The organism is Phreatobacter sp., assembly GCF_030691135.1.
GTDB lineage: Bacteria > Pseudomonadota > Alphaproteobacteria > Rhizobiales > Phreatobacteraceae > Phreatobacter.
This window is the reverse complement of record NZ_JAUYFA010000042.1, coordinates 1-11,255: the sequence shown is the minus strand read 5'-3', so window position 1 is coordinate 11,255 and position 11,255 is coordinate 1. Positions and strand designations below refer to the sequence as shown.

General features: G+C 67.2%; 9 protein-coding genes and 2 pseudogenes. 4 read left to right on the top strand and 7 right to left on the bottom strand.

The genetic code is table 11. The features are described from left to right. Window positions 1–40: 40 nt before the first annotated feature. Window positions 41–715 carry a nitroreductase family protein gene (locus tag Q8O26_RS07540; protein ID WP_305574888.1) on the bottom strand — a complete coding sequence of 225 codons (675 nt, stop codon included), beginning with the start codon at window positions 713–715 and terminating at the stop codon, window positions 41–43. 349 nt (window positions 716–1,064) lie between these two features. Between Q8O26_RS07540 and Q8O26_RS07535 the strand changes: the two genes are divergently transcribed. After that, complete coding sequence (locus Q8O26_RS07535) at window positions 1,065–2,816, top strand: methyl-accepting chemotaxis protein (protein ID WP_305574887.1); 1,752 nt, start codon at window positions 1,065–1,067, stop codon at window positions 2,814–2,816. 104 nt (window positions 2,817–2,920) lie between these two features. Further along, a protein-coding gene (prfB, locus tag Q8O26_RS07530) for a peptide chain release factor 2 (RefSeq protein ID WP_305574886.1) occupies window positions 2,921–4,052 on the top strand; the annotation gives its coding sequence in 2 pieces (ribosomal slippage) (window positions 2,921–2,989 and window positions 2,991–4,052; 1,131 coding nt in all). 85 nt (window positions 4,053–4,137) lie between these two features. On the opposite strand, the gene Q8O26_RS07525 is transcribed toward prfB, so the two are convergent. The 6 genes and pseudogenes from Q8O26_RS07525 to Q8O26_RS07500 all read right to left on the bottom strand — a co-directional run bounded on the left by Q8O26_RS07525 (window position 4,138) and on the right by Q8O26_RS07500 (window position 9,743). After that, window positions 4,138–4,734, bottom strand: a complete 597-nt coding sequence (locus Q8O26_RS07525) for a hypothetical protein (RefSeq protein ID WP_305574885.1) — start codon at window positions 4,732–4,734, stop codon at window positions 4,138–4,140. Window positions 4,735–4,770: 36 nt separating this feature from the next. Then, complete coding sequence (locus Q8O26_RS07520; protein ID WP_305574884.1) at window positions 4,771–6,168, bottom strand: PucC family protein; 1,398 nt, start codon at window positions 6,166–6,168, stop codon at window positions 4,771–4,773. A gap of 508 nt (window positions 6,169–6,676) precedes the next feature. After that, window positions 6,677–6,823 (bottom strand): annotated as a pseudogene (locus Q8O26_RS07515) (light-harvesting protein); the annotation flags it as partial. A 12-nt stretch (window positions 6,824–6,835) separates the two neighbouring features. Beyond that, complete coding sequence (locus Q8O26_RS07510) at window positions 6,836–6,988, bottom strand: light-harvesting protein (protein WP_305574902.1); 153 nt, start codon at window positions 6,986–6,988, stop codon at window positions 6,836–6,838. A 488-nt stretch (window positions 6,989–7,476) separates the two neighbouring features. Then, window positions 7,477–8,442, bottom strand: coding sequence for an MBL fold metallo-hydrolase (locus Q8O26_RS07505; protein WP_305574883.1), 966 nt, complete (start codon window positions 8,440–8,442; stop codon window positions 7,477–7,479). Window positions 8,443–8,597: 155 nt separating this feature from the next. Then, complete coding sequence (locus Q8O26_RS07500) at window positions 8,598–9,743, bottom strand: ABC transporter substrate-binding protein (RefSeq protein ID WP_305574882.1); 1,146 nt, start codon at window positions 9,741–9,743, stop codon at window positions 8,598–8,600. A gap of 101 nt (window positions 9,744–9,844) precedes the next feature. On the opposite strand from Q8O26_RS07500, the gene Q8O26_RS07495 reads away from it, so the two are divergent. Together Q8O26_RS07495 and Q8O26_RS07490 are read left to right on the top strand one after the other, a co-directional pair. Continuing rightward, window positions 9,845–10,741, top strand: coding sequence for a LysR family transcriptional regulator (locus Q8O26_RS07495; protein ID WP_305574881.1), 897 nt, complete (start codon window positions 9,845–9,847; stop codon window positions 10,739–10,741). Window positions 10,742–10,980: 239 nt separating this feature from the next. After that, window positions 10,981–11,255: pseudogene (locus Q8O26_RS07490) on the top strand (hypothetical protein); the annotation flags it as partial.

Sequence of the window (11,255 nt, the reverse complement as noted above, 5' to 3'; positions counted from 1 at the left end):
AACCTGGAGTCGACGGTGGTGTCCGTAGGCCGCCGCTCCCTCATAGGAAGCTGGCGATCGCCTCCAGCGGCTTCTTCTCCAGCGCATGGGCGGGAATGGTGGCGCCCGGCGCCGGATAGCCCACGACCATGAGGATGTAAGGCTTCTCCTCGTCAGGCCGGCCGCAGATCTCGTTGAGGAAGCCCATCGGCGCCGGCGTATGGGTCAGGCTGACGAGGCCTGCCTGGTGCAATGCAACGATGAGGAAGCCGACCGCGATGGAGACCGATTCGGGCACGTAATAGTTCTTCCGCAGCACCCCGTCGGCGCTGACCGAGCGGCGCGCCCCGAAGACGGCGATCAGCCAGGGCGCCGTTTCGAGAAACGGCTTGTCGGGATCGGTGCCGAGCGGGCCCAGCGCCTTCAGCCATTCCTCGCCTGCCTTGCCGGCATAGAATTCGCGCTCCTCGGCCTCGGCCGCCTCCCGGATGCGCCGCTTCACGACGGGGTCGCCGATGACGCAGAAGTGCCAGGGCTGGTGGTTGGCGCCGTTCGGGGCCGTTCCGGCAGCACGGATGCAGGTCTCGATCAGGGCTCTCGGCACCGGCCGGTCGGAGAAGTCGCGCACCGTATGGCGGCGTCGGATGTCGGCGAGGAAGGCCTCGGCGCGCGCCTGCATCTCCTCGGCCGGCCATTCGACGTGGTCGGGCAGGGGCACCGGCTTATAGTGCGACATGGCTGTCCCTCCCGCACCCGTCCCGGTGCGCTTCGCAGGGTCCCAGCATAGGGCAGGCCTGGCGCGGGAACAGAGCCGGAGCGGTTGTCGTCCACCGGAAAGGCGCGGCCTTGCCCATCCCCACGGCGCAACGGGGTCTGCCGCGTCCGAAAGGCCGAGGATCGACCGGCCGCGGCCTTGTGGCCGGGGGCAGTCGGCGGTGATCCCCGGCGACGTGAGCGCAGGGCAGCCTTGGCCTTATCGCAGGCCTTGTATGCTGCGATGTCCCTGCAACGTAACGTTGCGTTAACGGCGTGAGGCGATTTTGGGGCACCGCTGAGCGGAGCGGTTCGACCCGGAGATTCCCAACATGTCGCGCTTCATGCCGGCCGGCGGCCTCGCCGCCAGGCTCGCCCTCCTGTTTGCCCTGTTCGTGGTCGCGACCATCGCCATCGCCGGCTACAACCTCCACGCCCTGCGCAGCGGTTTGACCAGCCAGAGGGAGGCCGAGCTCAAGCACCTCGTCGAGACGGCCGTGTCCATCGCCCGCGAGGAGCATGCGGCCGTCCAGCGCGGCAACAAGCCCGACGCCGCGGCGCGCAACGACGCCGCCATCCGGATCGGCCAACTGCGCTACGGCCAGGGCGATTATTTCTGGATCAACGACCTGCAGGCGCGGATGATCATGCATCCGACCAACCCCCGCCTCGACGGCCAGGACCTCAGCGCCTTCGCCGACCCCACCGGCAAGCGCATCTTCGTCGAGTTCGCCCGCATCGTCCGCGACCAGGGCACGGGCATCCTCGGCTACATGTGGCCGAAGCCCGGTGCCGAGAAACCGCAGCCGAAGCTCTCCCATGTCGCCGGCTTCGCGCCGTGGGGCTGGGTGATCGGCACCGGCGTCTACATCGACGACCTCAACGCGGCACTGTGGCAGGCCGCCCAGACGAGCCTGGCGGTCGTGGCCTCGATCATCGCCCTCGCGTCCTTTCTCTTCTGGCGCATGGCGCGCGCCATCTCGTCTTCCATCACCGGCATGACGGCGACGATGAACGCGCTGGCCGAGGGCGATCTGTCCGTCGACGTTCCTTCGCTGGAGCGCCGCGACGAGATCGGCGCCATGGCCCGCGCCGTCGAGGTGTTCAAGACCAACGCCGTCGAGCGCGACCGGCTCGCCGAACAGGCGATTCGCGAGGAAGCGGCAAGGCTCGCCTATACCGCCAAGCTCAGCGACATGCTGGACGCATTCAAGACATCGGTGGAAAGCGTCCTCTCCACCACCACGAGCACGGTTGTCGGGCTCGACGAGGCCTCGCGCAGCCTGACCGCCATGGCGGGCGAGGCCGCCGGCCGGTCGGATTTGGCGCAGACCGCTTCCGTCCATACCTCGCAGAACATCCAGAACGTCGCGGCCGCCTCCGAAGAGCTCGCCACCTCCATCGCCGATATTTCCAGCAAGGTCGGCACCGCCACGGATGTTGTCGGCCGCGCCCGCGCGGTCACGGGCGAATCGGTCCGGCAGATCGACTCCCTCGCCGAGGCCGGTCGCAGGATCGGCGACGTCGTCGGGCTGATCGAGGCCATCGCGGCGCAGACGAATCTCCTCGCCCTCAACGCGACGATCGAGGCCGCGAGGGCCGGTGAAGCGGGCAGGGGCTTCGCCGTCGTCGCCTCCGAGGTCAAGCAGCTCGCCGGTCAGACCGCCAAGGCCACCGCCGAGATCGCGCGCCAGGTCGGCGGCATCCAGCTCTCGACCGAACAGGCCGCCGCCACCATCGCCTCCATCGCTGATACGATGTCGGAGGTCGAGGCGATCACGCGGATGGTCGTCGCATCGGTCGAGGCGCAGTCGCAGGCCACGCGTGAGATCTCGCAATCCGCCCAGATGGCGGCCACCGGCACCGGCCAGCTCACCGACAGCGTCGACAGCGTCATCGGGGTGATTTCCCGCACCTCGCAGACTGCAGCCTCGGTGAGCTCCCGCTCGCAGGATCTGGCGATCCAGGCGGGCCGCCTTTCCGACGAGGTCAAGCAGTTCATCGTCGCCCTGCGCAGCGGCCCGCTCGACCGCCGCAAGCCGCGCGACCCGGACTTTGCCGGCCAGGAGCGCCGCCGGGCCTGACGCGGCCCCGCCGGTCGCCTTGCCGCGGCCTGCGACGATTGACACCGTGGCGCACGTGACTAGGGTGCGCCCTCTTTTTCGTCCACCCCGAAGGGAAGTGCCCCATGCGTGCCGACATCGTCGCCACCGCCGAGGCCATCAAGGAGTCTGTCGGGCTCCTGAGGAGGCATCTTTGACTGGGATGTCTCGGTCAAACGTCTCGCCGAACTGAACGCCCTCGCCGAAACCAACGACCTCTGGAACGATCCGGAGAAGGCGCAGAAGGTCATGCAGGAGCGCAACGCGCTCGACAGCCGCATGAACGCGCTGACGGAGATCGGCCGCGATCTCACCGACAATCTCGAACTCGCCGAAATGGCCGAGGACGAGGGTGACGGGGCGACGCTGGACGAGGCTGCCAAGGCCCTCGTCGCGGCCCGCAAGCGCGCCGAGCGTCTGCAGCTCGAGGCCCTGCTCTCCGGCGAGGCCGACAGCAACGACACCTATCTCGAGGTCCATGCCGGGGCCGGCGGCACCGAGAGCCAGGACTGGGCCCTCATGCTCATGCGCATGTACACGCGCTGGGCCGAGCGCCGCGGCTTCAAGGTCGAGGTGGTCGAGGAGAGCGCCGGCGAAGAGGCCGGAATCAAGTCGACGACGCTGCTGATCAAGGGCCACAACGCCTATGGCTGGCTGAAGACCGAGGCCGGCGTGCATCGGCTCGTGCGCATCTCGCCCTTCGATTCGAATGCCCGCCGCCACACGTCCTTCGCCTCCGCCACGGTCTATCCGGTGGTGGACGACAAGATCGACATCCAGATCAACGAGGGCGACGTCCGCATCGACACGATGCGCTCCGGTGGCGCCGGCGGCCAGCACGTCAACAAGACCGAATCGGCCGTCCGCCTGGTCCATAATCCGACCGGCGTCATGGTCGTGTCGGAAGGCTCACGCTCCCAGCACGCCAACCGTGCCGTCGCCTGGCAGATGCTGCGCGCCAAGCTCTACGAGCGCGAGCTGAAGATCCGCGAGGAGGCGGCCGCCGCCGAATTCGCCGCCAAGACCGATATCGGCTGGGGCCACCAGATCCGATCCTACGTGCTGCAGCCCTATCAGCTCGTGAAGGACCTGCGCACCGGCAAGACCTCGGGCGTGCCGTCGGACGTTCTCGACGGCGACCTCGACGGCTTCATGGAGGCGACGCTCGCCATGCGCGCCTACGGCACCAAGGAAGGCGACACCGACGACGTGGAATAACGCGGGCGCTGCTGACGGCCGCGATGTCGACGATGATGGGGTCTGCCGGCCAGCCTCGGCAGACCAGCGCACCGCACGCCCGGTTCTACATGCGCTTTAGCAGCGGCAGGCGGAGCAGCGACGAGAACGGGGTCTTCGACCGGGTCAGCGTCGGCAGGTTGAACAGGCCGGACAACGGCGCCGCGGAGCCGGTCAGCATCGGCAGCCAGCCGGATGTGAACAGGCGCGGCCGCTTGGTCAGAGAGCCGATCCCCGAGAGCGTCTCGGCCGGATGCATCACCTTCTCGGTGAGCAGCGGCAGTTCGAATGTGCTCGAGAACGGCGTGCGCTCATTGTAGATGAAGCGGCTCGGCACCGGCGGCTTGGGGATGGCGTCGGGCAGGGGATCGAAGCTCTTGAGCAGGGTGATCGCCTTCTGCGCGGTTCCCCAGTAGGCATGGACCAGCACCAGACTGGCGCCCTTGGCGAGATGGCCGGCATAGATCTGCGCATGGGACTTGTAGATGTGGGCTTCCATCATCGCCTTGACGACGCCCGGATCGACGGCGGCATCAGCATCGTCGGCACCGGACGGGTCGCCGAGAAACACGAAGACGTGCCGATAGCCGGTGGCCTTGAGCCTGTCCGCCGCCGCTGTCGCCTGGCTCGGAGAACCGAAGAGTTTGCCGATTGTCTGTGTCATGTCCCAATGTCCCGGTTCGACAGGCGCCGCGCGCCGCTAGCCTCTGGTGCTCTGGTCCCCGGCGGGCCGAAACAGCGAGGACATCGCTGCCAAGGTCGCGAGGAGCAGAACGATTTCCGTCGCATAGACGATCATGTAGCCGCGTGCTGCGCCAAGACCTTCCAGCGCTCCGATCGACATGGCGACGTCGCGCAGGAGTCCCCCGACGGCGATACCAAGCCCTGCGGCAGTGGCCTGGATGGCGCCCCAGGTGCCGAGCGCCAGCCCAGCCTGGCCCTCCGGCGCATAGTTCATCGCAGCGGTCAGTGTGCCATGCCCGAACAGGCCGCCGCCGGCACCGATGACGATGACGCCTGCGGCGAAAAGCATGGGTGAGCCCGCCGGGGCTGCGGCGATCACCCCGGCAAAGCCGAGAATGCCGACGAGCGTGCCGAGCCCTGCCATGGTGAAGGCGTCTGCGCCGCGGCTGAGCACTTGGGACGCCATGCCGAAGCCGATGAGCCCGCCGCCGGCCAGGGCGGCGGTCAGCTTGGTGGTGTCGGCGACCGAGAGCCCGAGGATCTCGCCGCCATAGGGCTCGAGGAGCACGTCCTGCATGCCGAAGGCCATGGTGCCGAGACCGACGGCGACAAGCCGGCGTCGCGCCGCCTCGCCCTGCATGTAGCGTCGCATCGAATCGCGGAAGCTCGGTTGCGGTGCGGCCAACTCGGCAGCCGTCATGCGCTTCAGGCTTTCCTGTTTCCACAGCGCGATGCCGTTCAGCGCGATCGTCACCACGGCGGTGCCCTGGATCACCTGAATCAGCCGGCCCGGCGTGAACTCCTCGAGCAGATGGCCAAAGATCAGCGCACTGGCGATGGTGCCGACCAGCAGCATCACATACATGAGGCCGACAACCTTCGGTCGCCGGTCTTCGCTGGTCAGGTCGGTGGCGAGGGCGAGGACGACGGTCTGCGTCGTGTGGACACCGGCCCCGACCAGCAGGAACGACAGCGCCGCGGCGGCCTGTCCGATCCAGACCGGATAATCCTTGGCCGCGCCACCGCCGGAGAGCACGAGCAGCGCGAAGGGCATGAGGGCCAGCCCGCCGAACTGCACCATCGTGCCATTGAACAGGAAGGGGACCCGCTTCCAGCCGAGCACCGACACATGGGTGTCGGAACTCTGCCCGATCAAGGCCCGGAACGGCGCAAACAGCACGGGCAGCGCGATCATGGTCGCGACCAGGCCGGCGGAGATGCCCAGTTCGACGATCATGACGCGGTTCAGCGTGCCGACCATCAGCACCAGCGACATGCCGACCGAGACCTGAACCAGGGACAGGCGCAGCAGGCGCGACAGCGGCACCTCGGCGGAGGCGGCATCCGCAAAGGGCAGGAAGCGCGGGCCGAGCCCGACCCAAGCCCTCATCGCTCTCTGACTGATCGAATTCATCGCCTCGAACCGCTCATCGCGCCGTGAACCCCATGGCCCGTCGCATTGCCCTGCCTCCGGTTTCGCCTTGCGCGGCGCCCGAGCGCCTTCGCGGGGCGCGGCACGGTCTGATAGGAGGTCGGCGCGCCCGGATACGGACGCCCCGCCAAGGCTGGCGGCAGCAGCCGCATGACCCGGTAGCCGGATTCAAGGTCCGGACCGGGATCATACGACCGCAGTGATCGTCACCGCCCATGCCGGGCAGATTGCGCCGTCATTCTCGGGTGGCGAAGGCCATTCGCCCCGGCGGACTGTCCACCACACCGGCCGAGCCTTCCGTCGCGCTGGGGCTTGCTCGCGGCGGGGTATCGACCACGCTGGCCGTGCCTTGCGGCGTCACCGTCACCACGATCTGCCTGACCGCGTCGCCGGCTGCGGCCGGTGCGACGTTGAGCACGAAGGTCGTGTTGCCGTCGGCGCGCAACGCCACCGGAGTGATCGGGGCGGTGTCAGCGCGCGCTGCCGTCCGCGACTTGCCCTTGAAGAAGTCGGCGACCCAGGTCGTGTTGTTCAGCACGGCGAAATGCACCGTGAACGAGATCATCGCGACGCTGCCGAGGAAGAGCGGCAATCCGACTGTCGGATTGACCACACACCAGATTCGACCATTGTTCATCGGATTTCCCCTTCACTTGAGCCAGGGAGAATAGATGTAGGCGAGCAGGTGCGCGAAAAGCGAGATCGCGAAGAAGACGCGCGCTCCGTCGATGACGTGCCTGTGCAGCGCCTCCGACTCCTTGATGGTCAGGCCCGTCGGCCAGACCCTGTTTGGATCGTCCAGATTGTCCACTTGCTTTCTCCCTCAGTGAGACAAGACCGCTCCTGTTGCGAGACCCGCAAAGCCACGTGTCTCCTACGCGCCGCAGTCAGCTAGCGCGCAGTGCCTGTCGGTGCGCAGCGCACCGAATATCGATCCTTCGAGCGGACGGCCTGCCGGCACGGCACGGCGGTCAAACGGAGAGAATGCTGTCTGACGGCACCGGCCCGGCTCTTCGCGGAGCACTCCATCGGCGGCCGACCGTCAACTTAATGTGACATATAGTAGCGTAATAATATTTTTACACAAGGGTGTCAAGAACGCTTACAGGCGGCGGTCCGGGCGGCCTGAAGACAGCAGGGCGCGCCCGAAATCGATGGCCGTGAAACAGCGGACAGGGGAATGGGCACGGCGCACAGGCCGTCGGCCGGGTCCGGCATCGCCGGATCACCGTCCCGATCGGCCGCTCTGGCCTGAGGCGTCCGGCTTGCAGCCGGACGCCAGGATCGGCGTCAGCTCGACCAGACCACGCGGGTCGCCTTGGCGCATTCGTTCATCACCGTCAGCGCGCGGGCCGTCGTGGCCGAGCCGAGGACGAACGGGTTCGGTCCACCACGGGCCATGGTCTCCAGCTTCTCGACCGCCTGATCGTAGATATTGTGGTTGGAGATGAACACGTCGACGTTCTGGCGCACCGCGATCTCGCGGGCGCGATCTGTCGCCGCGATATAGGCGTCGATCCGGGTCAGGCGGTCAGCCCGGCGGCCGAAATTGAACGCGGTGCCGCCCCAGAGCATGACCCGATGGGTCGCCCCGCCGCTCCTGGCGTTGAACAGCAGCGAAATCGTTCCCATCGTATGGCCCGGCGTCAGCAGCACGTCGATGGACGTGTCGCCGAGACGCAGCACGCTGCCGTCGTCGACTGCGACATCCCGCTGCGGTGGGCGACCCCAGTCCGGGCGGTCGAATTCGAGGGCGGTCTCCATCATCGTCCAGTCGAGCGTGCTGGCGATGATCTGAGGATTGTACTTCCGCTTGAGGTAGCCGACGCCGCCGTAATGGTCGCCGTGGCCATGGGTGACGACGACCATCTTGATGGACTTGGGGTCGAGGCCGAGCTTGCGCATCCCGGCATCGATGATGTGTTCCGCCTCGTCGTCATTGTCCATGGCGTCGATCAGGATGATGCCGTCCGACGTGACGACCGCCCAGGCGCTGACCCAGCGATTGCCGACGAAGAACAGGTTGTCGAAGGCCTGACCCGGAGGCGGCGTCGGCATGCGCATCAGTTCGTCGGGGGAAACCCGCCGAAGCCCGGGCGTAGGCGCGGCAATCTGGCTGAGACCGAAATAGGACAGGAGGTCGGTGCCTGCCGCCTCGCGCGCTAAGGCGAGGTGGCGCTGTACCTCCGGCGACTGCGCCAGGGCAGGGGCCGGGTCCAGAGCCCATACCGCACAGCAGGCACAGGCCGTGGCCAAGAAGTTCCGCCGCGAGGGCGAGACCGGTTCGGCACTAAAGGCACTGCTCGGCGGTTTGAACAAGCGCATGGGGACACCTTGGCCAGAGTTTCGGGGAGGTATGACGGGCCGCCGCCGCGCCCGGACTGTCCGGGCATCTGCGGCGGCGGAGGCGATCAGGTCTGAACGAGGTAGACGCCCTTCATGCCGGTCGGATTGGGGCCGGCGGCAGGCCCGATGACGTGCTCGAACTGGGTCTTGAGGATCTCGATCCGCTCGCGGTCCTTCATGAAATCCTTGAACCGCAGCGGACTCGTATTGTACTCGCCAAGCGGTTTCATGCCGCCGGCCGCTGGCACATCCCGCCGGACCGACCACTGGCCGGTGCGGCCGACCGTCGTGTCGCGGGCTGCCATCCAGCTGATGAACAGCTTGGCCGCCTCCTTGTTCCGGGCTTCCTTGAGGATCGCCGCGGTCTGCGCCCAGGACTGGAACACGTCGTTGCGCGGCAGGATGAAGCGCGAGGGCGCATTGGGAATGTTGGCGAAGGTCCCGGATGCGGTGAAGGTCGCGGCCCGCCGGCCCTCGTTGACGGCGAGGCGCGCGGGCACGGTGCCGCGGATCCAGAGAACGTCCTGCGCCATCAGCTTGTCCATGTAGTCCCAGCCATGGGCATGGACGATCCGGTCGAACTGATAGAGCACCGCATCGTCGTCATGGGGATAGGTCAGGACGACGCGGCCCTTCAGGCTCGGGTCGAGATAATCGACGGCATCGCGGGGGGCTGTGGCCTCGGTCAGCATTGCGGTGTTGTAGCTGTTGCTGAAGGCGATGATGCCGATGCCGGCATAGGCCCCGTCGGGATCCTTGTATTCGGAGTGGATCGCGTCCCAGTCGGCAGGCCTGTAGAGGAGCAGTTGGCCCTGGGCCTTCCAGCGGTCGAAGTCATGCAGCGTCTGCAGGACCGCGACATCGGCCTCCAGCCGGCCGCGTGCCAGCTGCAGATCGATGCGCGCATCGTGATACTTGCTGAGATCGGCGAACATCCGGATCGACATGCCCGGAAAGCGCGTCATGAAGGCCCGCTCGACGCCGGCATAGGCATTGGGGACGTCGCCACCCGCATAAACGATCAGCTTGCCGCCTTCGGCCATCGCCGCTTTGTGGATGTCGTCGAGGCTGCGGGTGTCGAGGTCGGGCGAGGGGACGAGAGGGGTCGGCGCCGCGACGGCGCCGGCCGCCGTCATCAGGAGAGGGGCGGCCAGCAGGCCGGTCAGAGCCCTGCGGCGGTCGGTCAGGGACAGGGGTGTCTGTGCGGTCATGGCGTCGTGCCTCCGGTGATGTCGCTCCTATCGCAATGTTCCATGACTGTTACAATAAACTAAGCGTTGAGCCAATTATAACGCTGATGTTATAATCTGGCATGGACCGTTTCGCCGAACTCGAGGCTTTCGCAGCCACCATCGAACTGGGCAGCCAGGCCGCGGCCGCGGCGTCGCTGGGCCTGAGCCGGATGGCGGTCAGCCGCTTCATCCGCAGCCTGGAGGAGCGGATCGGCGAACCGCTGCTGATCCGGACGACGCGCAGCCAGACCCTCACCGAAGCAGGCGCGAGGGTGAGGGACACCGCCCGTGCGACGCTCGACCATTATCGCGACGTCATCGCCCGGCCTGGAAGCGACGCCGGAGAGGTCGCCGGCACGCTGCGGGTGAGCGTTCCCGTCTCCTTCGGCTGGCGCCAGATCGCGCCGCGGCTGCCGGAACTGATGGCCACTCATTCCCGGCTGCGCGTCGACGTTGTTCTGCTCGACCGGCAGGTCCACCTGATCGACGAAGGGTTTGACATCGCCGTCAGGATCGGTGACCAGCCGACGGCGGAGTTCGCGTCGACCCGCCTCGGGCTCATCGAGACCGTGCTCTGTGCGACGCCCGCCTATATCGACAGCAACGGCGCGCCGCAGCGGCCGACCGATCTCTTGACCCATGACTGCCTGCTCTATGCCTATGCCAAGCCGGGCCGCGGCTGGTCGTTCCGGGGACCGGGAGGCAGTGAACAGCGGATTCGCGTCACGGGGCGGCTCACCAGCAACAATGGCGACGCGCTCCTCGCGGCGGCGCTGGCCGGCATGGGAATCATCCAGCAGCCGCGCTTCGTCGTCGAGGACGACCTGAAGGCCGGGCGCCTGGTGCCGCTCCTGCGCGGCTACAGGACGCGCGAACTGGCGGCCTGGGCGATCGAGGTCCCCGGCCGGGAGCGCAGCCCGGCAGCCGATGCCTTCATCGGCTTCCTGTCGCGGAGCGTGTTCTCCGCGGTGGCATAAGCTCGTAACCCCAGGCCGGTTTCCGGGGCATTCCACGCCAGACTTATCGGACGAAGCGGCCGCTGGCGGGGCGAGATTTCGCCCGGATCGCCGACGCGTGCGCTGCGCCGCCCCGGAACGGTGTGGCGCAGACGCAACAGCTGGCGTCGATTTGGAGTGCGTCGATATGGCGCCACAATTCAGAAAAACACGCATGGCCAACATGTGGACATCGAAGTCCATACTTCCTGGAGTCAGATATGAAGAAGTTCCTCGTCACCTCCGCCGCCATCCTCGGCTTCGCCACGGCTGTGCAGGCTGCGGATCTTGGCTCGCCGCGCATGCCGATCGCTGGCGCGGTCATGGCGCCGGCCTTCAACTGGAGCGGGTTCTATCTCGGCGGCCAGGTCGGCGGCGTCTGGTTCAATGACAGGACCCGTGAGTTCATCACCGCCACGGGCGTCGCCACCGGTTTCAACCAGGGCTTCAACACCGGCGGCATCACCGGCGGCATCCATGCCGGCGTCAACTATCA